Raw genomic sequence first — 21875 nt, 5'->3', positions numbered from 1 at the left:
AGGTGCCCGCGGACCGGCGGCGGCGCCCACACCCGGCCCGGGTGTGGGCGCCGACCCCGCGGACGCCCGACGGCGACCTGCGCCGAGGTCACCAACGCCCAACTTCCGGAAGGACCCGCAATGAGTTCCACCGTCGGCGCGGTGCCACCATCGGCTGCCGCCTCCCCGCCCCAGTCCACCCCGCAACACCGGCGCCCGTCGTTCCGACTCGGCCGTTGGGACATCAAGTACTCCCCGTACCTCTACATCGCTCCGTTCTTCGTCCTCTTCGGGGTCTTCGGCCTCTTCCCGGTCCTCTACACCGTCTACGTCTCGCTCTTCGACTACGAGTTGCTCAGCGGCACCAAGGAGTTCGCGGGGCTGGAGAACTACCGCGTCCTGATGGCGGACGCCCAGTTCTGGAACGCGGCGTACAACACCGTCGGCATCTTCATCCTCAGCACCGTGCCCCAGCTCGTCGTGGCGCTGCTCCTCGCCAACCTGCTGAACCGGCAGATGCGGGCCCGCACGGTGCTGCGGATGGGCATCCTCATCCCCAACATCACCTCGGTGGCGGCGGTCGGGATCATCTTCGCGCTGATCTTCGCGGACCGGTACGGCCTGATCAACTGGCTGCTCGGCACCGTGGGTTTCGATCCGATCGCCTGGCGGGACAACCGCTACGCCTCCTGGTTCGCGATCTCGTTCATGGTCGACTGGCGGTGGACCGGCTACAACGCGCTGATCTACCTCGGCGCCATGCAGGCCATCCCGAAGGACCTGTACGAGTCGGCCGCGCTGGACGGCGCCTCGGCCTGGCGGCAGTTCTGGACGATCACCGTGCCGCTGATCCGGCCGACGATCCTCTTCACGGTCGTCATCTCCACCATCGGTGGCTTCCAGATCTTCACCGAGCCCCTGATGTACGGGTTCGGTCTGGTCCGTGGCGGCGCCGACCACCAGTTCCAGACCCTGGCCATGTACATCTACGAGCAGACCTTCACCGGCAACGCCGAGTACGGCTACGGCTCGGCGATGTCCTGGCTGCTCTTCATGATGATCATCATCTTCGCGCTGATCAACTTCGCGCTGGTACGCCGTTCGGTGAAGGGGGAGAAGAAGTGACCACCGCGCAGACCCTTCCCCGGTCGGTGGCCCCACCCCCGCCGGCCCCGCGGCGCCGCCGGCGCGGCCGGGTGCCCGGCGCTCAGCTCTGGCAGGCCAGCCCGTTGACCTACCTCGCGCTGATCATGGGCTCGGTGCTCTCGGTCTTCCCGATCATCTGGTCGTTCATCATCGCCTCCCGGGACAACAGCGCGGTCTACGAGATGCCGCCGGTCCCCGGCGACCAGCTGTTCAACAACATCGACCGGATGCTGGCCAACGAGGACGCGGCGTTCGTCTACGGCCTGGTCAACTCGGCGGTGGTGTCGAGTGTGGTCACCATCTCGGTGATCTTCTTCTCCAGCCTGGCGGGCTTCGCCTTCGCCAAGCTCAAGTTCCGGGGCAGCAACGCGCTGCTGCTGGTCATCATCCTGACCATGATGGTGCCGACCCAGCTCGGCGTCATCCCGCTCTACATGATGATGGTCGAGCTGGAGTGGACCGGCACCCTGCAGGCGGTCATCGTGCCGTTCCTGGTGCAGGGCTTCGGGGTGTTCATGATGCGCCAGTACGCCATGTCCGCGATCAGCGACGAGTTGATCGAGGCGGCCCGGCTGGACGGCTGTTCCACCTGGCGGATCTACTGGAACGTCGTGCTGCCCGCGCTGCGTCCGGCCGCGGCGGTACTCGGCCTGCTGACCTTCATGCAGACCTGGAACGAGTTCCTCTGGCCGTTCATCGTGCTCACCCCGGACACTCCGACGGTGCAGTACTCCCTGAAGATCCTCTCCTCCGGGCCGTACCAGACGGACTATGTGGCCCTGTTCGCCGGCACCGCGCTGGCGACCCTGCCGTTGCTGATCGTGTTCATCATCTTCGGCCGCCAGATCATCGGCGGCATCATGGAAGGCGCCGTCAAGTCGTGAGCAACCCCGCCACCCCACCCGCCCTCGGCGTGCTCGACGAGCGCCCGCCGCTGACCTTCCCGCCCGGCTTCCTCTGGGGCGCCGCCACCGCGGCGTACCAGATCGAGGGCGCGGCGGCCGAGGGCGGCCGGGCCCCGTCGATCTGGGACACCTTCAGCCACACGCCGGGGCGGGTGGTCGCCGGGCACACCGGCGACGTGGCCTGCGACCACTATCACCGGCTCGACGCCGACATCGCGCTGATGGCCGAACTGGGGCTGAAGTCGTACCGGTTCTCGGTCTCCTGGCCGCGGGTGCAGCCCGGCGGCTCCGGCCCGGCCAACGCCGAGGGGCTGGACTTCTACCGGCGGCTGGTCGACGGGCTGCTGGCCCACGGCATCGAGCCGTGGCTCACCCTCTACCACTGGGACCTGCCGCAGCCGCTGGAGGACGCCGGCGGCTGGCCGGCCCGGGACACCGCGGGCCGGTTCGCCGACTACACCCAACTCGTCGCGGACGCCCTCGGCGACCGGGTGCGCTACTGGACCACGCTCAACGAGCCGTGGTGCTCGGCGTTTCTCGGCTACGGCTCCGGCGCGCACGCGCCGGGCCGCTCCAACGGGGCGGACGCGGTCCGGGCCGGGCACCACCTGATGCTCGGCCACGGCCTCGCCGTACGGGCGCTGCGCGCGGCCCGGCCGTCGGCCGAGGTGGGGGTGACCGTCAACCTCTACCCGGTCACCCCGGCCAGCGACTCGCCCGCCGACGCGGACGCCGCGCGGCGGATCGACGGGTTGGCCAACCGCTTCTTCCTGGACCCGCTGCTGCGCGGGTCGTACCCGGCCGACCTGCAGGCCGATCTGGCCACCGTCACCGACTTCGGGCACGTACGCGACGGTGACCTGGCGGTGATCTCCACCCCGCTGGACCTGGTCGGGGTCAACTACTACAGCCGGCACGTGGTGGCCGCCCCGGTGGAGGGTGTCGCGCCGGAGAAGTACTGGCGGTCGCCGTCCTGCTGGCCGGGCAGCGAGGACGTCCGGTTCGTCACCCGGGGGGTGCCGGTGACCGACATGGAGTGGGAGATCGACGCGCCGGGCCTGGTGGAGACGCTGCGCCGGGTGCACGAGCAGTACACCGACCTGCCGCTCTACGTCACCGAGAACGGCTCGGCGTTCGTCGACGTGGTGGTCGACGGGCAGGTCGACGACACCGACCGGCTCGCCTACTTCGACGCCCACCTGCGCGCCTCCCACGAGGCGATCAGCGCCGGGGTGCCCCTGCGCGGCTACTTCGCCTGGTCGCTGATGGATAATTTCGAGTGGGCCTGGGGTTACACCAAGCGGTTCGGCATGATCTACGTCGACTACGACAGCCAGGCCCGCATCCCCAAGTCCAGCGCCAGGTGGTACGCCGAGGTGATCCGACGCAACGGTCTGGCCGCACAATAGCGAGGACCAGCCAGCACCGGGCGGTCCCGGCGCCACCTCCCGCGAGGTGCGCCGGGTCCGCCCGACGTCGGAGGAGCAGACCATGACAACGCAGCGCACCCGGTCGCTCGGCCGCCCGACCCTCGACGCGGTCGCCGCCCGCGCCGGCGTCGGCCGCGGGACGGTGTCCCGCGTGGTCAACGGCTCGCCCCAGGTGAGCCCCGAGGCCCGGGCCGCGGTGCAGCAGGCCATCGCCGAGCTGGGGTACGTGCCGAACCGGGCCGCCCGCGCCCTGGTCACCCAGCGCACCGACTCCGTCGCGCTGGTCGTCTCCGAGTCCGGCGACCGGGTCTTCACCGAGCCGTTCTTCGCCGGCATCGTGCGCGGCATCAGCTCCGCGTTGCTGGAGACGCCGATGCAGCTCTGGCTGGCCATGGCGCAGTCCCCGGTGGAGCGGGAACGGGTCGAGCACCACCTGACCAACCAGCACGTCGACGGGGTGCTGCTGCTGTCGCTGCACGACGCCGACCCGCTGCCCACCCTGCTGGAGGAGCGCGGCCTGCCCGCCGTGCTCGGCGGCCGCCCGGCCCGGATGCTGCAGCCGGGCGCCCAGCCGGCCTGGTACGTCGACGTGGACAACGTCGGGGGCGCCCGCCGCGCCGTCGAGTACCTGGCCGGCCGGGGGCGGCGGCGGATCGCCACCATCGCCGGCCCCCAGGACATGGGCGCCGGCCTGGCCCGGTTGACCGGCTACACGGAGGCGATCCGGGCCGCCGGGGGCGGGGTCAACCCGGACTTGGTGGCGTACGGGGACTTCAGCGAGGAGAGCGGGGCGGCCGGTATGCGGCGGCTGCTGGAGGTCTGCCCTGAGCTGGACGCGGTCTTCGTCGCCTCCGACCTGATGGCGTTCGGCGCGCTGCGGACGTTGCGCGAGGCGGGCCGGCGGGTGCCCGAGGACGTGGCGGTGGTGGGCTTCGACGACGCGCCCGTGGCCCGGCAGGCCGACCCGCCGCTGACCACCGTGTTCCAGCCGGTGGAGGAGATGGGCCGGCAGATGGCCCAGCTGCTGGTCGCCCGGATCCGCGGCGACGAACTCCCCGCCCCCCACATCCTCCTGGACACCCAACTCATCGAACGCGCCTCCGCCTGACCCCCGCTGATCATGAAGTTGTTGTCGTGACGCGCCGGTGTCGCGCGCAACAACTTCATGATCACCGGCTCGGGAGGGGGCCGGGTGGGGGTGCGCCGGGGGTCAGGCGGAGGGGTGGGTCCAGCGGCGCAGTTCGCGGCGGGCCAGGGAGGCCTTGTGGACCTCGTCGGGGCCGTCGGCGAGGCGCAGCGTGCGGGTCTGGGCCCAGAGCGCGGCCAGCGGGGTGTCCTGGCTGACGCCGGCGCCGCCGTGCGCCTGGATGGCCTTGTCGATCACCCACTCGGCCATCGCCGGCGTGGCGATCTTGATGGCCTGGATCTCGGTGTGCGCACCCTTGTTGCCGACCGTGTCCATCAGCCAGGCGGTCTTGAGCACCAGCAGCCGGGCCTGCTCGATGCGCACCCGGGACTCGGCGATCCACTCCCGTACCACGCCCTGCTCGGCCAGCGGCCGGCCGAACGCGACCCGCTCGCCGGCCCGCCGGCAGAGCAGTTCCAGGGCCCGTTCGGCCATCCCGATCAGTCGCATGCAGTGGTGGATGCGGCCGGGGCCGAGCCGGGCCTGGGCGATGGCGAACCCGGCGCCCTCGGCGCCGATCAGGTTCTCCGCCGGCACCCGTACGTCGACGAAGTCGATCTCGGCGTGCCCGCCGTGCGGGGCGTCGCTGTAGCCGAACACGGTCATGCCCCGGCGGACCGTGACCCCCGGGGTGTCCCGGGGAACCAGCACCATGCTCTGCTGCCGGTGGCGGTCCGCGCCCGGGTCGGTCTTGCCCATCACGATGAAGATCTCGCAGCGCGGGTCCATCGCCCCCGACGACCACCACTTGCGGCCGTTGATCACGTAGTCGTCGCCGTCGCGGGTGATCCGGGTGGCGATGTTGGTGGCGTCGGAGGAGGCGACCTCCGGCTCGGTCATGCAGAACGCCGACCGGATCTCGCCCTCGAGCAGCGGCTCCAGCCAGCGCTTGCGCTGCGCGTCGGAGCCGAACTCGGCGAGCAGTTCCATGTTGCCGGTGTCCGGGGCGGCGCAGTTGACCGCCTCCGGGGCGAGGTGCGGGCTGCGCCCGGTCAGCTCGGCCAGCGGGGCGTACTGGAGGTTGGTCAGCCCGGCGCCGTAGCGCGGGTCGGGCAGGAAGAGGTTCCACAGGCCGCGCCGGCGCGCCTCGGCCTTCAGCTCGGCCATCACCGGCGGCCGGGCCCACGGGTCGCCGGCGGCGGCGACCTGCTCGGCGTGCACCGGCTCGGCCGGGTAGACGTGCTCGGTCAGGAACGCGGTCAGCTCACCGCGCAGCTGTTCGGTGCGGGCGTCGTACGCGAAGTCCATCAGCGCTCCCTGGCGGCGGTCAGCCCGTGCGCGACCAGCGGTGCCACCATCTCGCCGATCCGGTCGAAGCCCTCGCCGAGGGTCTGCCCCAGCGTGTGCCGGTAGTGGATGCCCTCGCAGATCACCGCGAGCTTGAAGCAGCCGAGCGCGACGTGCCAGTGCAGCGGGCCGACGTCGACGTCGCTCCGGCCGGCGTAGCGCTCGATCAGCTCACCGCCGGTGGGGAAGCCGGCGCGCGGGCCGAGCCCGTCGGCGACCGGGTTGCCGGCCGCGGCCTCGCTGCCGCCGAGCACGTCCCAGTAGGTCAGCAGCAGCCCGAGGTCGGCCAGCGGGTCACCCAGGGTGGCCATCTCCCAGTCGAGCACCGCCCGGACGGCCACCGGGTCGACGGTGGCGAGGAGGTTGTCCAGCCGGTAGTCGCCGTGCACGATCCGGCCCGCGTTGGCGCCCTCGGGCGCGGTGGCGGCGAGCAGGTCGCGCAGCTCCTCGATGCCCGGCAGCGGCCGGCTGCGGGAGCGTTCCAGCTGCCCGGCCCAGCGGCGGACCTGCCGGGCGAGGTAGCCCTCCGGCCGGCCGAAGTCGGCCAGCCCGACCGAGGCCGGCTCTACGGCGTGCAGCGCGGCGAGGGTGTCCATCATCGCCATCGCCAGCTCCCGCCGCTGCTCGGTGCTGAGCGGGTCGGTCTGGGCGCGGGTGCGGAACACCTCGCCGGGCACCCGTTCCATCAGGTAGAACGGCGCGCCGATCACGTCCGGATCCGGGCAGTGCAGCAGTGCCGCGGGCACCGGCACGTCGGTGCGGGCGAGCGCGGAGATCACCCGGAACTCGCGGGCCATGTCGTGCGCGGTGGCCAGCACGTGCCCGAGCGGCGGGCGGCGCAGCACGACCTCGTGCTCGCCGGCGCGCAGCAGGTAGGTCAGGTTGGACTTGCCGCCGGCGATCAGCCGGGCCCGCAGCGGGCCGGTGGCCAGCTCGGGCCGGTGCTCGGCGAGGTAGCCGGCGAGCCGGTCGAGGTCGAGGCCGGCGGGGGACGCCGTGGGGGTGGAGCCCCGCTCCGGCGGGGTGGCCGGGGCGGTCCCCGGCCGGAGCGCGTCGACGGCCGGATCGGTCATTCGACTAGTTGATGGCAGCCCGACCGGGTTGTCAAGGTCGGATTTTGCCCCCGGGACATGCCGCGGCAACAGGGACGAAATGGGCACCGACCAGGCTGGTGCCCAGCCTGCCGGCCGCGCTGCCGGCCCCGCCGAGCGGAGGGTAGACAGATGTTGCTGCGAGTTCGGGTCACGCTGCCGGACCGCCCGGGCACGCTCGGCCAGGTGGCCCGCACCATGGGCGTCTCCGGTGCGGACATCGTCCAGGTGGTGGTGCTGGAGCGGCTCGGCGGGCGGGCGGTGGACGACTTCACCGTGGTGTGGCCGGGCGCGGCCCGGGTGGAGCGGCTGCTGGCCGGCCTCGCCGCGATCCCGGGGGTACGGGTGGATGGGGTGTGGCGGGCGATCGGCGCGCCCACCACCACCGGCCAGGACGCCGAGCTGCTGGCCCAGGTGGCGGCGAACCCGGCCGACGGGGTCGCCACCCTGGTCGACGCGGTGCCCGGGCTGCTCGCCGCCGACTGGGCGGTCGCCGCGGTGGTGCCGTTGGACTGGGCCACCCGGGCCGGCGGCGGGCAGCCCACCATCGGGCAGGCCAGTTGGCGGGCGCCGGTCCCGCCGCCGCTGCCGGAGGTGACCCCGCTGCGCGCCCGGGCGGTCGGCACGCCCGACGGCGGCCACTTCGCGGTCGCCCCGTTCGGCCGGGCCGGCCTGGTGCTGGTGGTGGCCCGGGAACACACCGAACCGCTGGCCGCGCCGGCGTTCCACGGCACCGAGGTGGACCGGCTGGCGCAGCTGGTCCGGGCCAGTGCGGTGATCCTCGGCGACCGGCTGGACCTGGTCGGCGTACCGCCGGTGGTGGCCGGCCCCTGACCCGAGCCGGCTAGCGGGTCGGGTGTGGCGCAGGTCGCGCACCTGGTTCGTAGCCGTCACCCCGGGGCAACCGGCCGGCAACAGCCAGCCGCGAGGGTCGTACCGGGGAAGGGAGGCAACCATGACGTTGTGGCGGATCCGAGCCACCGTGGACGACCGGCCGGGCTACCTGTCGGTGCTCACGGCCAGCCTCGCGTTGCGCGGGGTCAACATCCTCACCGTGCAGGTGCACACCACCGAGCGGGGCGCGGTCGACGACTTCCTGGTCGACGCGCCGGACACGCTCGGCGAGGCCGACCTGGTCGCCGCCGTCGAGCGGGGCCGGGGCCGGGACTGCTGGGTCGCGCGCAGCGAGGCGCGCGGACTGGCCGACCAGCCGACCCGGGTGCTCGGCCTGGCCAACCGCCTGGTGCGCGACCCGGACGCGACCGGTGAGGCGCTGCGGGCGCTGCTCGGCGCGGACACGGTCAGCTGGCGGCCGGCGCCGGCCGGGGTCCGCGGCGGCATCACCGGGCGCACCATGCTGCTGGCGGACCCGGGCGGCGGCTCCTTCGAGCTGCGCCGGGCCGCCCCGGACTTCACCCCGGCCGAGTACGCCCGGGCGCAGGCCCTGGTCGAGCTGGCCGCGACCGTCGCGCGCCGGGCCGCCGAGCAGGTCACCCTGGTCCTGCCCGACGGCGCCGAGCTGGGCGTACGACCGGCCGGCGCGGACGATCTGGCTGGCGTGGTCGAGTTGCACGAGGCGTGCTCGGCGCGCAGCCGGTACCGGCGCTACCTGGGCGGCGGGGCGGCCCCGTCGCCGACCCGGCTGCGCCGGCTGCTGGAACCGGCGCGCGGGTTGACCCTGCTCGCCACCGCGCCCGGCTGCCCCGGCCCGGGGGAGCCGGTGGTGGCGATGGCGAACCTGCTCGCCGAGGGCGACGAGGCCGAGGTGGCGTTGCTGGTGCGGGACGACTGGCAGCAGCGCGGGCTGGGCTCGGCGCTGCTGCGGCGACTGGTCGGGCACGCCGAGCGGGCCGGCTACGCGGCGCTGCTGCTGCACGTCCAGGCCGAGAACACCCCGATGCTGCGCACCCTGCGCCGCCTGGCCCGACCGACGCCGACCGACCGCGACGGCGCCCTGCTCACCCTCACCATCCCGCTCACCACCTCCGCCCCCGCCCACCCCCGCTGACGACCACGCGCGATCTTGCACTTTCGGCCCCGGCGAACCGGGCACATGCCGCGTTTCACAGGCCAAAAGTGCAAGATCGCGGGATTAGGAAGCGGGGGTGGGGTGGGGGGTGGGGTCAGGTGGCGGGGTAGCTGCTGTAGTCGGGGAAGTTGCCGTAGAGGCGGGCGTCGCCGCCCTGGGTGACGGCCTGCACCAGCAGGTCACCGCCGACGAAGGCGCCCTTCCAGGAGGCGCCCCGGCCGCCGAACGGCTCGTCCCGGTCGCCCCGGGAGCGGGGCTTGTTGATGCCCACCTTGAACGCCTGCAGGTCCACCGCGAGCTTGCCGGCCAACTCCTCGTCGTCGCAGGCGAGCGAGGCGACCAGCGCGCCGTTGGAGGCGTTCATCTGGGCCAGCAACTCGTCGGTGGTGTCCACCACCACGATGGTGTCGACCGGCCCGAACGGCTCGGCGTGCATCAGTCGGGACCGGCCGGGCGGGGCGAGCAGCACCGCCGGCGCCACGTACGCGGAGGTGTCCTGCCCGTCCAGGAAGGGCGCCCCGTCGAGCTTGCCCCGGTGCAGTGGCACCGCGCCGCCGCGTACCGCCTCGTCGACCTTGCGGCGCAGCTCGTCGGCCTTGGCGGCGCTGATCAGCGGGCCGAAGTCCAGCTCGGGCAGCGGGTCGCCGGCGGTCCAGCCGTCGCCGACGGCGAGCGGGTGTCCGAACCGGACCGAGCGGACCACCGGCAGGTACATGTCGAGGAACTCGTCGACCAGGTCCCGCTGGACCACGAACCGGGGGTACGCGGTGCAGCGCTGCTTGCCGTACTCGAAGCCCTTCTTCAGGTGCCCGGCGAGCAGGTCCCACTGGGAGAAGTTCCACACGCCCCAGGCGTTGAGCCCCTCCTGCTCGATGAAGTGCCGCTTGTCGGAGTCGAGCAGCGCGGCAGCCACCTTGCCGCCGTTGGACCGGCCACCGACGAACGCCACCGCACCGATCTCCGGCGCCCGGACCAGCACCTCGGAGAGTTCCTCGCCGCTGCCGGAGACGAGCGTGGCGGGCAGCCCGGCCCGGCGCATCAGCGCGTGCGCCACGGTGAGGCAGACCGCGCCGCCCTGCGACGGCGTCTTGGCGATGACCGCGTTGCCGGCCAGCAGCTGCACCAGTTCCGCGTGCACCAGCACGCTCATCGGGTAGTTCCAGGACGCGATGTTGCTGACCGGGCCGGGTAGCGGCTCCCGGCCGTCGGCGAGCATCCGGTCGATCTCACTGACGTACCAGCGCACGCCGTCCAGGGCGCGGTCCACGTCGGCGCAGGCCAGCCGCCACGGCTTGCCGATCTCCCAGACCAGCAGCAGGGCGAGCAGGTCGCGGTGCGCGGTGAGCGCGTCGAGCGCGTCGGTGACCCGGGCCTTCCGGTCGGCCAGCGGGGTGCTGGCCCAGCCCCGGTGCGCGGCGGCGGCGTGCGCCACGGCGGCCCGGGCGCTCTCCGCGTCCAGCCGGGGCAGGTTGACCAGGACGGTGTTGTCCACCGGGGTGCGTACCGGGGTGGGCGCCCCGACCGCGCGCCAGTCACCCTCCACGAGGTTGTGCAGGGTGATGACGCCGTCGGCCGGCGCGCCGAACGCCTCCGGGGCGGCGGTCACCGCGCGGGCCAGGGTGTCCGACCAGGCGGTGCCGTCGGCGAGTCGTAGAGCCATCGCGATCTCCTCAGGGTCGTCCGGAGAGCGGCGGCGTCGATGGCACCGCTTGGTGTCGCGTACTGTCGCGCGCCGCGCGGCGGCCGGGCAACAGTACGTTCGTATGCCGGAACGCCAGGCCTGCGCGGCACCGGCGCCGACCGCGGGTCGCGGCCGATACCGATCGCCCTGACCTGGGCCTACGCGGCCAGTGCATCTGCATTTATCGATGATGTGAGCTATCTCCGGGCGACGTCGACCGGGTTACCCGTCGGTACGGATCTCGCTCCGGAACGGATCAATCCGGGCCACCTCGGCGCGGCCCGATCCCTCCCTGTCACCCGCCGGCGGGCGGGTCACCGGACGGGGCGCGCGGCACGGCCGGCCCTGGGGGCCCGCACCCGGCGCTGCGGGCCGCATCATCGCCGGCGCTGCCGTGCTGCGGCCGGCGCTGGGGGTCGCATTATGGCCGGCGCTGAGGGGGTGACACGCGAAACGGCCGCCGGACCGATGTCCGGCGGCCGTTTCGGTGTGCTGCGTCAGCTCAGCTGGTGAAGGTGACGTTGTCCCGGCGGCGGCGCAGCACCAGCAGGGCGCCGGCGCCGATCAGGGCGAGGCCGCCCAGCGCGATGCTGGTGGTGGCGACACCGGTCAGCGGCAGGCCGCCCCCGTTGTCACCGCCGCCGCCACCGACGCCGGTGCTCTCCGACGGCGTGACCGACGTCGACGGGGTGGCCGAGTCCGACGGCGTGACCGACGTGGACGGCGAGGTGGGCGTGGTCGGCGTAGCCGGCGTGGTGGGCGTCGCCGGCGTGGTCGGCGTGGCCGGGGTGGTCGGGGTGGCCGGCGTCGTCGGCGTCGTCGGGGTGCCCGCGCAGGTGTGGCTCAGGTTGAACCGGTCGGCGTCGCCGTCGACCGTGGCGCTGCCGTCGACCAGCGTCCACCCGGCCGGGGTGAAGACGTAGGCGTGCTTGACCTGCGGGTTCTTGCCGCCCGTCGAGCTGAGGAAGTCGGTGTAGGGATCCGTGGGGTCGGGCACCTTCACCGTCACCGTGCCGCTGCCGCTGTCGAAGGTCAGCGTGAGGCTCTCGAAGTCGGCGCCTCCCGAGGGCAGCACGAAGTGCCAGCCGTCGTAGCCGTCCGGCAGGTTGTCGAACTTCTCGTCCCCGCATTCCTGCTGGAAGTTCGCCGCCGTCGAGCCCTTGTGCGGTTCGTGGAGCGGGATGGTGCTGGACGCCCAGGCGGGGGTAGCGATGGCGAGAAGGGCCGTGGCGGCGGCCGTGGAGACGGCCGCGCGCGCCACGCGCCGACGCTGTGGCATGAGGATTCCTCCGGAATGGATCGAGGGGACAGCACATGATCGCACGGACGGTGACCGTCGTCGACATCAGGTGATCGGCCTGACCTGCGCGGACGTGCTGCCGGAAGCGGCCGGTTCGGCGAAATCCACTACTCTCCGCAGGCGTGTCGCTGTAACGCAAATGCCCGACGGGACGCTGCGACCGCTCCGCGGGCGGAAGCGAGGGCCGACGCCGGCCGGTCTTCCCAAATCGGCGAGGGCGAGATTACATTGCTGATTGTCCATGGGAGCGCTCCCGGACCCCGCGGCCCACCCCCACCACCGCCGCCGGCAGTCCACGTCGGATCCGACGACGTCCCGCCCGGCGGCGCCACCGACAGGAGCACGCCATGCCCCACCCGAGACGGCCCCGACCCGCCGACCAACCCTGGCCGCGCCGCCTGCTGGCCGCCGGTGCCGCGCTCGCCGCCGGGCTCGCCCTCGCGGTCGTCGCGCCGGCCCCGCCCGCATCCGCCGCACCCGCCTTCAACTACGCGGAGGCGTTGCAGAAGTCCCTCCTGTTCTACGAGGCGCAGCAGTCCGGCCGGCTACCGGACTGGAACCGGGTCTCCTGGCGGGGCGACTCGGCGCTGACCGACGGCGCCGACGTGGGCCTCGACCTCACCGGCGGCTGGTACGACGCCGGCGACCACGTGAAGTTCGGCTTCCCGATGGCGTTCAGCGCCACCATGCTCGCCTGGGGCGCGGTCGAGTACCGGGCCGGCTACGCCGCCACCGGTCAACTCCCGCACCTGCTCAACAACCTGCGCTGGGTCAACGACTGGTTCATCAGGGCGCACCCGGCGCCGAACGTCCTCTACGGACAGGTCGGCAAGGGCGACGACGACCACAAGTGGTGGGGGCCGGCCGAGGTGCTGCCGATGGCGCGGCCCGCGTACAAGATCGATGCCAGCTGTGGCGGCGCGGACCTGGCCGGCGAGACGGCGGCCGCGATGGCCGCCTCCTCGATGGTTTTCCGCCCCACCGACCCCAGCTACGCCGACACGCTGCTCGGCCACGCCCGGCAGCTCTACACCTTCGCCGACACGGTGCGCAAGAGCTACCACGAGTGCATCACCGACGTCACGAACTTCTACCGCTCCTGGAGCGGCTGGCAGGACGAACTGGTCTGGGGCGCGATCTGGCTCCACCGGGCCACCGGTGAGGCCGCCTACCTGGCCAAGGCGGAGAGCGAGTACGACAAGCTCGGCACCGAGAACCAGACCACCACCCGGTCCTACAAGTGGACCATCGCCTGGGACAACAAGCAGTTCGGCGCGTACGTGCTGCTGGCCAACCTGACCGGCAAGCAGAAGTACGTCGACGACGCCAACCGCTGGCTGGACTACTGGACCGTGGGCGTCAACGGGCAGCGGGTGCCGTACTCGCCCGGCGGGATGGCGGTGCTCGACTCCTGGGGCGCGCTGCGCTACGCCGCGAACACCGCCTTCGCCGCCCTGGTCTACAGCGACCGGACCACCGACGCCACCCGCAAGGCGCGATACCACGACTTCGCCGTCCGGCAGATCGGCTACGCGCTCGGCGACAACCCGCGCAACTCCAGCTACGTGATCGGCTTCGGGGCCAACCCGCCGCGCAACCCGCACCACCGCACCGCGCACGGCTCCTGGTGGGACAGCCAGACCGTGCCCACCGAGACCCGGCACACCCTGTACGGCGCGCTGGTCGGCGGCCCCTCCGCGGCCAACGACGCCTACACCGACAACCGCTCCGACTACGTGATGAACGAGGTGGCCACCGACTACAACGCCGGCTTCACCTCGGCGCTGGCCCGGCTCGCCCAGGAGTACGGCGGCACCCCGCTGGCGAACTTCCCCACCCCGGAGACGCCGGACCTGGACGAGCTCACCGTGGAGACCACGGTGATGCAGGCCGAGCCGCGGGCCACCGGGCTGAAGGCGATCGTCTACAACCGGTCCGGCTTCCCGGCCCGGGCGCTCACCGACGGCCGGTTCCGGTACTACTTCCGCCCGGACGGCCCCGGCCCGGTGCAGGTCACCCCCGGCTACACCCAGGGCTGCCCGGCGCCGACCAGCGCCCGGCAGTACTCCGGTGACATCTGGTACGTCGAGGTGGACTGCACCGGGCACACCATCGCCCCGGCCGGCCAGTCCCAGCACCGGATGGAGGTGCAGTTCAAGGTCGGCGTGCCGGAGGGCGGCACCTGGGACCCGACCAACGACCCGTCGTACCAGGCCGACGCCGGCCCGAACCGGAGGGTGCCGCTCTACTCCGGCGGCACCCGGGTCTGGGGCGAGGAGCCCGGCCCCGCCACGCCGGACACCACCGCGCCCACCGTGCCGGGCACCCCGGTCGCCTCGGCGGTGACGCCGACCGGCCTGACCCTGACCTGGCCCGCGGCCACCGACGCCGGGGGCAGCGGCCTGGCCGGCTACGAGGTCACCCAGGAGCAGGTCGGCAGCGACGCGCTGGTCCTGCTGAACGCCGCCACCAACTCCCTCGCGGTGACCGGGCTGACGCCGGAGCGGACGTACCGGTTCTCGGTGCGGGCGCGCGACGGCGCCGGTAACCGCTCGGCCGCCTCCCCCGTGCTGGAGGTGACCACTCCGGTCACCCCGACGCCGACCGCCGACTGCCGGGTCGGGTACGTCACCAGCGACTGGAGCACCGGGTTCACCGCGAACATCACCATCACGAACACCGGCACCACCGCGCTGAACGGGTGGACCCTCGCCTTCAGCTTCCCGAGCACCGGGCAGCGGGTCGGGCAGGGCTGGTCGGCGACGTACAGCCAGACCGGGACGGCGGTGACCGCGACGAACGTCTCCTACAACGGTGGGTTGGCGCCGGGGGCCTCGACCAGCTTCGGCTTCAACGGCACCCACACCGGCAGCAACCCGAAACCCACCGCCTTCACCCTCAACGGCGCCCCCTGCACCCTGGGCTGACCACCGTTCCGTCGAGATCCTGGGCAGTTACCGTCGCCGCGAACGGTAGCTGCCCAGGATCCGGGGCAGGATGTGGTGGTGCAGCGGGCGCTGGTGACCGTCGGGCACGGGCCGGCCGACCGGGCCCGGCTCGGCGAGCTGCTGGCCGGGGCGGGGATCGAGCTGGTAGTGGACGTGCGCCGGTTCCCCGCCAGCCGCACCAACCCCGACGTCCGCCGGGAGGAGCTGGAACGCTGGCTGCCCCGGGCCGGGATCGACTACCGCTGGGAGCCGCGGCTGGGCGGCCGGCGGCACACCCCGGCCGGCACGCCGGAGCCGGACACCTGGTGGACGGTGGCGGCGTTCCGGGCGTACGCGGCGTACACCCGCACGCCGGACTTCCGGGCGGCGCTCGGCGCGGTGCTGGCCGACGCGGCGGCCCGGACCACGGCGGTGATGTGCAGCGAGAGCGTCTGGTGGCGCTGCCACCGGCGGCTGATCGCCGACGTCGCGGTGCTCGGCCACGACGTGCCGGTGGACCATCTGATGCCGGAGGGCCGGCTCACTCCGCACCGGCCGGCCGCCGGCGCCCGCCGCGACGGCGACCACGATCTCGTCTGGGACGGCTGACCGTCGCCCGTCGCGCCGGTGCCGGAACGATCCGTTCCCGTCACTCGACCAGTTCGTCGGCGAGCAGGTCCATCAGCAGCCCGTCGTGCCAGCGCCCGTCCTCGCCGCGCTCGTAGCGGCGCAGTACGCCCACCGGGCGGAAGCCGACCTTGGCGTAGCTGCGGATCGCCGGGGTGTTCGCCGCCGCCGGGTCGATGGTGAACCGGTGGTGCCGGTACGCCTCGACCAGGTGCCGGACCAGGGTGCGGATGGCGTCCGGCCCGAGGCCCCGGCCGTGCACCGACGGGTCGAGGAAGACGTCCAGGCTGGCGTGCCGGTAGTCCGGGTCGTCCTCGGCGTACCACTGGATCGCGCCGACCACCCGGCCGGCGTGCAGCACCGCGTACACCGTCAGGTCGGGGTCGGCCAGGTCGGCCTCGACGGCGGCGGCCAGGTCGTCGCCGCCGCGCCACCAGCGGCGCACCTGCGGGGTGGCCCGGATCGCGGCGAGCGCCGACACGTCGGCGGCGCCGGCCGGGCGCAGCGTCACCGCCCGCCCGCGCAGTTCCCCGGTCACCGGCGCCACCGGGACCCCGGCGGCGGGACCGGCCCGCCGGCGACGAGGAAGCGCGGGGTCACCGGGCCTCAGCCGCGGATCTCGCCGTGCTCGACGCAGACCGCCGCCCAGCCCACCGGCAGCACCTGCACCTTCATCCGGCGGCGGCAGTGCGCGCAGAAGCGCGGCGGCTCCAGCGCCCGGGCCGCCGCGCACGCCTCGTGCGACCCGCCCGTCGCGGCCTCGCCGCACCGGTCGCACCAGGTTGGCGCCGTCCCGTTCGGCGTCACCAGCCCCGCAGCTTCCGTCACCGTCGACCCCTCACAGCGTCGCGGAGAGCGCCTTGACCGGCATCTTCAGGTCGTCCAGCAGCGCCAGGTCCTCGGTGGCCGGCCGGCCCAGGGTGGTCAGGTAGTTGCCGACGATCACCGCGTTGATGCCCCCGAGCAGGCCGTCGCGGGTGCCCAGGTCGCCCAGGGTGATCTCCCGGCCGCCGGCGTACCGCAGGATGGTGCGCGGCATGGCCAGCCGGAACGCGGCGATGGCCCGCAGCGCGTCCTTGCCCTCGACCACCGGCCGGTCGCCCAGCGGGGTGCCCGGACGCGGGTTGAGGAAGTTCAGCGGCACCTCGTGCGGGTCCAGTTCGGCGAGCTGCGCGGCGAACTCGGCCCGCTGCTCCACCGTCTCGCCGAGGCCGAGGATGCCGCCGCAGCAGACCTCCATGCCGGACTCGCGGACCATCCGCAGCGTCTCCCAGCGCTCCTCCCAGGAGTGCGTGGTGACCACGTTCGGGAAGTAGGAGCGGCAGGTCTCCAGGTTGTGGTTGTAGCGGTGCACGCCCATGTCGACCAGCTCGTCGACCTGCTCCTGGGTGAGCATGCCGAGCGAGGCGGCCACCTGGATGTCGACCTCGGCCTTGATGGCGGCGACACCCTCGCGCATCTGCTTCATCAGCCGGGCGTCCGGGCCGCGGACGGCGGCCACGATGCAGAACTCCGTCGCCCCGGTCGCCGCGGTCTGCTTCGCCGCCTCGACCAGGGACGGGATGTCCAGCCAGACCGACCGCACCGGGGAGGTGAACAGGCCGGACTGGGAGCAGAAGTGGCAGTCCTCCGGGCAGCCGCCGGTCTTCAGCGAGACGATCCCCTCGACCTCCACCTCCGGGCCGCACCAGCGCATCCGCACCTCGTGGGCGAGCTGGAGGGCGGCGGACAGGTGCTCGTCGGGCAGGTTCAGCACGGCGAGGACTCCGGCCTCGTCGAGGCCGACACCGTTCTCCAGCACCTGGGTACGGGCCTGGTCGAGGATCTCTGGCATGGCTCGTACCCTACAAGCCCGCCCGATCGACAGGAACGGCCGCGCGGCCTGCGGTGACGAGACGACGCCGGCCGGGGTGGAAGCGCCGGGCCGCTTGTCACGGATGGTAATTTCGCCCGGCGGCCGTGCTCGGACGGCGGCCGCGACCGGCGGTGTGGGGGTGACGGTGGCGGACTGGCTGGCGGCGCTGCACCGCCGCGCCGAGCTGCGGGCGAAGGCGGGACTGACCCGCCGGCTGCGGCCGCGCGCGGCCGGCGACGCCGTGGTCGACCTGGCCGGCAACGACTACCTCGGCCTGGCCACCGACCCCGAGGTCACCGCCGCGGCCGGCCGGGCGCTCGCGGCGTACGGGCTGGGGGCCACCGGGTCGCGGCTGGTGCGTGGCTCCACCGACGCCCACCACGCGCTGGAGGACGCCCTCGCCGACTGGCTCGGCACCGACCGGGCCCTGGTCTTCTCCTCCGGCTACCTGGCCAACCTCGGCGCGGTCCGGGCGCTGGTGCAGCCCCGTACGCTGCTCGTCTCCGACGCGCACAACCACGCCTCGCTGATCGACGGCTGCCGGATCTCCGGCGCGGAGACCGTGGTGACCCCGCACAACGACGTGGCAGCGGTGGCCGCCGCGCTGGCCGCCGCGCCCGGCCGGCCGGCGGTGGTGGTCACCGAGTCGGTGTTCTCCGTCGACGGCGACCTCGCTCCACTGGCCGAGCTGCACGCGGTCGCCCGCCGGCACGGCGCGCTGCTGCTGGTCGACGACGCGCACGCGCTCGGGGTCGTCGGCCCGGCCGGGGCCGGCGGGGTGTCCGCCGCCGGGCTCGCCGGCGAGCCGGACGTGGTGGTCACCGCCACCCTGTCCAAGGCCCTCGGCGGCGCCGGCGGGGTGGTCGCCGGACCGGCCGAGTTCGTCCGCCACCTGGTGGAGACCGGGCGCACCTTCATCTTCGACACCGCGCTGCCCCCGGCGGTCGCCGCCGGGGTGCACGCCGCCGTGGCGCGGGCCCGGGCCGGGGACGGCTCGCGGGCCGAGATCGCCGAGCGGGCCGCGCTCGCGGTGCGCCGGCTGCGCGCCGCCGGACTGCACGTCTCCGAACCGGACGCGGCGGTCGTCTCGGTGACCGCGCCCGGCCCGGAGGCCGCGACGGCCTGGGCGGCGGACTGCCGGGACCGCGGCGTGGCGGTCGGCTGCTTCCGCCCGCCGTCGACCCCGGACAGCCGGTCCCGGCTGCGGCTCACCATCGGCGCCGGGGTGCCCCGGGCGGACTTCGAGCGGGCCCTGGAGGTCATCGTGGAGTGTGCGCCGTGAGCGCGAGGAGTGAGCCGGTCTTGCGAGCCCCGCAGTCGCGAACCGAGGTGGGCGCATGACCGAGCCGTGGCGGGGACCGGTGCTGGTCACCGGCACCGACACCGAGGTCGGCAAGACCGTGGTGACCGCGGCGATCGCGGCCGCCGCGCAGGCGGCCGGCCTGCGGGTCGCGGTGGTCAAGCCCGGCCAGACCGGTACGGCCACCGGCGAGCCCGGCGACGTCGACCACGTGACCCGGCTGGCGGCCCCACTGACCGGCCGCACCCTGGCCAGCTTCCCCGATCCGCTGGCCCCGCTGGCCGCGGCCCGGGTCGCCGAGCTGGAGCCGCTGGAGCTGTACACCGCCGTCGACGCTGTCCGCGAGGAGGCCGACAAGCACGACCTGGTGCTGGTCGAGGGCGCCGGCGGGCTGCTGGTGCCGATGGGGCTGCGCCCGTCGGGAGAGCCGTGGACGGTGGCCGACCTGGCCGTCTCGCTGGGCGCCCCGGCGGTGGTGGTGGCCCGGGCCGGGCTGGGCACGCTCAACCACACGGCGCTCACCCTGGAGGCGCTGGACCGCCGGGCGGTGCCGGCCGGGGTGGTCGTCGGCGCCTGGCCCACCGAGCCGGAGCTGGTGCACTGGTCCAACCTCACCGACCTGGTGCCGAACCTGCTCGGCGCGGTGCCCGCCGGCGCCGGCGCGATGGACCCGGGGGTGTTCCGGCGGTCCGCGCCGGGCTGGCTCACCCCGGCGCTCTACGGGGTGCTCGACGACTGGCGGGCCTGGGCCGAGGAGATCAGCTGAACACCTGACCTTCGTCGGTGCCCGCCCAGGTCGGCCGTGGGTAGCCTGGCCGCCGTGGAGAGCTGGTGGGCGGCCCGGATGGGCGGCGGGCGGTGGTCGCGCGCCGATCAACGGCGGTTGGCCGGCGACGCCGCCCTGTGGCTGGTGACCGCCGCGCCGATCGGGTACGCGGGGGTGACCCCGCCGCATTCCGGGCGGGACACCATGCTGACGGTCTGCGCGTTGCTCGTGCTCACCGCCGCGGTCGGGGTGAGCCGGCGGTGGCCGGTGGCCGCCCTGGTCATGGCGGTGCTCGGGTCGCTGCTGAACGGCAACTTCCTCTTCGCGATCCCGGTGTTCAGCTATCTGGCGGGGCGTCGCAGCGCCACCGCCACGCCGGCCGCCGTCGCCTTCGTCGCGCTCGCGGCCGGCGGCACGGTGCTCAACCTGGGGCTGCTCGGCGCCGGCGCGGCCACCTGGTTCCTGCTCGCCTCGGTGCTGCTCTTCGCCGGGGTGTTCCCGTGGCTGGTCGGCCGGTACCGGCGCCAGCAGCACGAGCTGATCGAGGCGGGCCGTTGGCACGCCGAGGCGTTGGTCCGGGAGGAGCGCGGTGCCGCCGAGCGGATCCGGCTGCGGGAGCGCGCCCGGATCGCCCAGGAGATGCACGACTCGCTCGGCCACGACCTCAGCCTGATCGCGTTGCGCGCCGCCGCCCTGGAGGTCGCCGCGGATCTCGACCAGCGGCACCGGGCCGCCGCCGGGGAGCTGCGGGCCAGCGTCGCCACCGCCACCGAACGGTTGCACGAGATCATCGGGCTGCTCCGCGAGGAGGGCGGCGCCAGCTCCACCCGACCGGCGGAGGAAAGCGTGGCGGAGTTGGTCGACGGCGCCCGGGAGGCGGGCATGGCAGTCCGGCTGGCCGCGACTCCCGACGCGGCCGAGCTGCCGGCGCGGGTCCGGCACGCCGCGCACCGGGTGGTTCGCGAGGCGCTGACCAACGCGGCCCGGTACGCCCCCGGCGCCGCGGTCGACGTGCGGCTCGCCCGGGCCGGCGACCGGATCGAGGTGGCCGTGGTCAACGCGCCGCCGCCGGCCGGCCCGCTGCCCGGCCCGCCGTCGCACGGCAGCGGGCTGCTCGCGCTCGCCGAGCGGGTACGCCTCGCCGGCGGGTCCCTCGACGCCGGCCCGCGGCCCGACGGCGGCTTCGTCGTACGCGCCGGGCTGCCGGTCACCGGTCCGGTCGCAGTCGACTCGACCGGGCCGGCGGACGAGCCGGCCCGGGTGGACCCGGGCCGGGCGGCTCGTCCGGCTGCCGGCGGTGACCGGACCGGCCGGGCGGAGCCGCCGGAGCGGCCGGCCGAGGCGGAGCGGCGGCTGCGCGACGCCCGGCGACGGGTCCGGCGCAGCCTGCTGGCCGCGCTCGGGGCGCCGGTCGGCCTCGCCCTGGTGCTCTCCCTCGTCTACTACCCGGTGGCGACCGCCGGGACGGTGCTGGACCAGGCCACCTTCGACGCGATGCGGGTCGGCACGGTCCGGGCGGAGCTGACCGGGCTGCCCCGCCGCCAGCTCGACCGGCCCGCCGGCGCCGGAACGGCCGGCTGCGAGTACTACACCGACGGAAACTTCCCATTGGCCCAGCCGACCTGGCGACTCTGCTTCGCCGACGGCCGGCTGGTCAGCAAGGAGCGGATCAACCAGTGAGCACCGACAGCACCCCGAGCGGCCCGGTGCGGGTCGTCCTCGCCGACGACGAGGCGATGATCCGGGCCGGCGTCCGGGCCATCCTCGCCGCGGACCCGGAGATCGAGGTGGTCGCCGAGGCCGGCGACGGCCGGGCGGCGGTGGAACTGGTCCGGGCGCACCGGCCGAGCGTGGCCCTGCTGGACATCCGGATGCCGAAGCTGGACGGGCTCAGCGCCGCCGCCGAGATCCGCCGGCTGGTGCCGCAGACCGCCACGGTCATGCTGACCACCTTCGGCGAGGACGACCACGTCGCCCGGGCGCTCGGCCACGGGGCGAGCGGTTTCCTGCTCAAGGCCGGCGACCCGCGCGAGCTGATCGCCGGGGTGCGGGCGGTCGCCGACGGCGGCGCGTACCTGTCGCCGCGGGTGGCCCGCCGGGTGATCGAGCTGGGCGGCGGGCGGCTGGCCCGGCGCCCCGCCGCCCGGGACCGGCTGGCCGGGCTCACCGACCGGGAGCGGGAGGTGCTGGCGCTGGTCGGGGCGGGGCTGTCCAACGCCGAGATCGCCCGCCGGCTGCACCTGGTGGAGGGAACCGTGAAGAGCTACCTGACCAGCATCTTCACCCGGCTCGAGGTGCGTAACCGGGTGCAGGCGGCGATCCTCGCGTACGAGGCGGGGCTGGTCGAGCCGGTCGGCTGAACCGCC

Annotated in this window: 19 protein-coding genes; 12 read left to right on the top strand and 7 right to left on the bottom strand. The window is 74.1% G+C overall.

Going from position 1 to position 21875, the window contains the following annotated elements:
• Positions 1–120 precede the first annotated feature (120 nt).
• The 4 genes from GA0070609_RS20475 to GA0070609_RS20460 all read left to right on the top strand — a co-directional run bounded on the left by GA0070609_RS20475 (position 121) and on the right by GA0070609_RS20460 (position 4568).
• Positions 121–1104, top strand: coding sequence for a carbohydrate ABC transporter permease (locus GA0070609_RS20475; RefSeq protein ID WP_088995265.1), 984 nt, complete (start codon positions 121–123; stop codon positions 1102–1104).
• Between the two features lie 125 nt (positions 1105–1229).
• On the top strand, positions 1230–2009 hold the full coding sequence (locus tag GA0070609_RS20470; RefSeq protein ID WP_088997868.1) for a carbohydrate ABC transporter permease: 780 nt from the start codon (positions 1230–1232) through the stop codon (positions 2007–2009).
• A complete protein-coding gene (locus tag GA0070609_RS20465) occupies positions 2006–3439 on the top strand; it encodes a GH1 family beta-glucosidase (RefSeq protein ID WP_088995264.1) in 1434 nt (477 codons plus the stop codon). The genes GA0070609_RS20470 and GA0070609_RS20465 overlap by 4 nt, the downstream gene beginning before the upstream one ends.
• A gap of 82 nt (positions 3440–3521) precedes the next feature.
• Positions 3522–4568, top strand: coding sequence for a LacI family DNA-binding transcriptional regulator (locus GA0070609_RS20460; protein ID WP_088995263.1), 1047 nt, complete (start codon positions 3522–3524; stop codon positions 4566–4568).
• A 102-nt stretch (positions 4569–4670) separates the two neighbouring features.
• Here the strand turns inward: GA0070609_RS20460 and GA0070609_RS20455 are convergent, their stop codons facing one another.
• Complete coding sequence (locus GA0070609_RS20455) at positions 4671–5894, bottom strand: acyl-CoA dehydrogenase family protein (RefSeq protein WP_088995262.1); 1224 nt, start codon at positions 5892–5894, stop codon at positions 4671–4673.
• Entirely contained in the window at positions 5894–7006 is a 1113-nt protein-coding gene (locus tag GA0070609_RS20450) for a phosphotransferase family protein (RefSeq protein ID WP_088995261.1), read from the bottom strand. Before GA0070609_RS20450 ends, GA0070609_RS20455 begins: the two co-directional genes overlap by 1 nt.
• 150 nt (positions 7007–7156) lie before the next feature.
• Between GA0070609_RS20450 and GA0070609_RS20445 the strand changes: the two genes are divergently transcribed.
• Both GA0070609_RS20445 and GA0070609_RS20440 read left to right on the top strand, forming a co-directional pair.
• A complete protein-coding gene (locus tag GA0070609_RS20445; RefSeq protein WP_088995260.1) occupies positions 7157–7858 on the top strand; it encodes an ACT domain-containing protein in 702 nt (233 codons plus the stop codon).
• 121 nt (positions 7859–7979) lie between these two features.
• A complete protein-coding gene (locus tag GA0070609_RS20440) occupies positions 7980–9032 on the top strand; it encodes a GNAT family N-acetyltransferase (protein ID WP_088995259.1) in 1053 nt (350 codons plus the stop codon).
• A gap of 115 nt (positions 9033–9147) precedes the next feature.
• Here GA0070609_RS20440 and GA0070609_RS20435 read toward each other — a convergent pair whose 3' ends face one another.
• Both GA0070609_RS20435 and GA0070609_RS20430 read right to left on the bottom strand, forming a co-directional pair.
• A complete protein-coding gene (locus tag GA0070609_RS20435) occupies positions 9148–10713 on the bottom strand; it encodes an aldehyde dehydrogenase family protein (protein ID WP_088995258.1) in 1566 nt (521 codons plus the stop codon).
• Between the two features lie 523 nt (positions 10714–11236).
• Positions 11237–11995, bottom strand: coding sequence for an LPXTG cell wall anchor domain-containing protein (locus GA0070609_RS20430; RefSeq protein ID WP_231928360.1), 759 nt, complete (start codon positions 11993–11995; stop codon positions 11237–11239).
• A gap of 386 nt (positions 11996–12381) precedes the next feature.
• Between GA0070609_RS20430 and GA0070609_RS20425 the strand changes: the two genes are divergently transcribed.
• Together GA0070609_RS20425 and GA0070609_RS20420 are read left to right on the top strand one after the other, a co-directional pair.
• Positions 12382–14961 carry a glycoside hydrolase family 9 protein gene (locus tag GA0070609_RS20425; protein ID WP_088995256.1) on the top strand — a complete coding sequence of 860 codons (2580 nt, stop codon included), beginning with the start codon at positions 12382–12384 and terminating at the stop codon, positions 14959–14961.
• Positions 14962–15039: 78 nt separating this feature from the next.
• Positions 15040–15570: a DUF488 domain-containing protein gene (locus GA0070609_RS20420; protein WP_088997867.1), complete on the top strand. Its 531-nt coding sequence runs from the start codon at positions 15040–15042 to the stop codon at positions 15568–15570.
• Between the two features lie 40 nt (positions 15571–15610).
• On the opposite strand, the gene GA0070609_RS20415 is transcribed toward GA0070609_RS20420, so the two are convergent.
• From GA0070609_RS20415 to bioB, 3 genes are all read right to left on the bottom strand, one after another.
• Positions 15611–16126, bottom strand: a complete 516-nt coding sequence (locus GA0070609_RS20415) for a GNAT family N-acetyltransferase (RefSeq protein ID WP_231928359.1) — start codon at positions 16124–16126, stop codon at positions 15611–15613.
• A 68-nt stretch (positions 16127–16194) separates the two neighbouring features.
• Positions 16195–16416 carry a biotin synthase auxiliary protein BsaP gene (gene bsaP, locus GA0070609_RS20410; RefSeq protein ID WP_088995255.1) on the bottom strand — a complete coding sequence of 74 codons (222 nt, stop codon included), beginning with the start codon at positions 16414–16416 and terminating at the stop codon, positions 16195–16197.
• A 10-nt stretch (positions 16417–16426) separates the two neighbouring features.
• Positions 16427–17422: a biotin synthase BioB gene (gene bioB / locus GA0070609_RS20405; protein ID WP_088995254.1), complete on the bottom strand. Its 996-nt coding sequence runs from the start codon at positions 17420–17422 to the stop codon at positions 16427–16429.
• Positions 17423–17588: 166 nt separating this feature from the next.
• Here bioB and GA0070609_RS20400 point away from each other — a divergent pair, with 166 nt between their 5' ends.
• Genes GA0070609_RS20400 through GA0070609_RS20385 form a run of 4 tightly spaced genes read left to right on the top strand, consistent with a single transcriptional unit; the run spans position 17589 to position 21869 of the window.
• Positions 17589–18725: an 8-amino-7-oxononanoate synthase gene (locus GA0070609_RS20400; RefSeq protein WP_088997865.1), complete on the top strand. Its 1137-nt coding sequence runs from the start codon at positions 17589–17591 to the stop codon at positions 18723–18725.
• Positions 18726–18780: 55 nt separating this feature from the next.
• A complete protein-coding gene (gene bioD, locus GA0070609_RS20395) occupies positions 18781–19509 on the top strand; it encodes a dethiobiotin synthase (protein ID WP_088995253.1) in 729 nt (242 codons plus the stop codon).
• A gap of 54 nt (positions 19510–19563) precedes the next feature.
• The gene (locus GA0070609_RS20390) at positions 19564–21189 is read left to right on the top strand and encodes a sensor histidine kinase (RefSeq protein WP_231928358.1); all 1626 of its coding nucleotides are present in this window, start codon (positions 19564–19566) and stop codon (positions 21187–21189) included.
• Positions 21186–21869 (top strand): response regulator, encoded by a 684-nt coding sequence (locus GA0070609_RS20385; protein WP_088995252.1) that lies wholly within the window; start codon positions 21186–21188, stop codon positions 21867–21869. Before GA0070609_RS20390 ends, GA0070609_RS20385 begins: the two co-directional genes overlap by 4 nt.
• Positions 21870–21875: the final 6 nt, after the last annotated feature.

It is taken from the genome of Micromonospora echinaurantiaca (assembly GCF_900090235.1).
GTDB lineage: Bacteria > Actinomycetota > Actinomycetes > Mycobacteriales > Micromonosporaceae > Micromonospora > Micromonospora echinaurantiaca.
Note: the sequence above shows the minus strand (reverse complement) of the source record. Positions and strands in the feature narration are given on the sequence as shown.

What these genes read in the sequence shown, in the direction of transcription:
- GA0070609_RS20475 (WP_088995265.1), top strand. Translation starts at nt 121, where the DNA reads ATGAGTTCCACCGTCGGCGCGGTGCCACCATCGGCTGCCGCCTCCCCG.
- GA0070609_RS20470 (WP_088997868.1), top strand. Translation starts at nt 1,230, where the DNA reads ATGGGCTCGGTGCTCTCGGTCTTCCCGATCATCTGGTCGTTCATCATC.
- GA0070609_RS20460 (WP_088995263.1), top strand. Translation starts at nt 3,522, where the DNA reads ATGACAACGCAGCGCACCCGGTCGCTCGGCCGCCCGACCCTCGACGCG.
- GA0070609_RS20455 (WP_088995262.1), bottom strand. Translation starts at nt 5,894, where the DNA reads ATGGACTTCGCGTACGACGCCCGCACCGAACAGCTGCGCGGTGAGCTG.
- GA0070609_RS20450 (WP_088995261.1), bottom strand. Translation starts at nt 7,006, where the DNA reads ATGACCGATCCGGCCGTCGACGCGCTCCGGCCGGGGACCGCCCCGGCC.
- GA0070609_RS20445 (WP_088995260.1), top strand. Translation starts at nt 7,157, where the DNA reads ATGTTGCTGCGAGTTCGGGTCACGCTGCCGGACCGCCCGGGCACGCTC.
- GA0070609_RS20440 (WP_088995259.1), top strand. Translation starts at nt 7,980, where the DNA reads ATGACGTTGTGGCGGATCCGAGCCACCGTGGACGACCGGCCGGGCTAC.
- GA0070609_RS20435 (WP_088995258.1), bottom strand. Translation starts at nt 10,713, where the DNA reads ATGGCTCTACGACTCGCCGACGGCACCGCCTGGTCGGACACCCTGGCC.
- GA0070609_RS20425 (WP_088995256.1), top strand. Translation starts at nt 12,382, where the DNA reads ATGCCCCACCCGAGACGGCCCCGACCCGCCGACCAACCCTGGCCGCGC.
- bioB (WP_088995254.1), bottom strand. Translation starts at nt 17,422, where the DNA reads ATGCCAGAGATCCTCGACCAGGCCCGTACCCAGGTGCTGGAGAACGGT.
- bioD (WP_088995253.1), top strand. Translation starts at nt 18,781, where the DNA reads ATGACCGAGCCGTGGCGGGGACCGGTGCTGGTCACCGGCACCGACACC.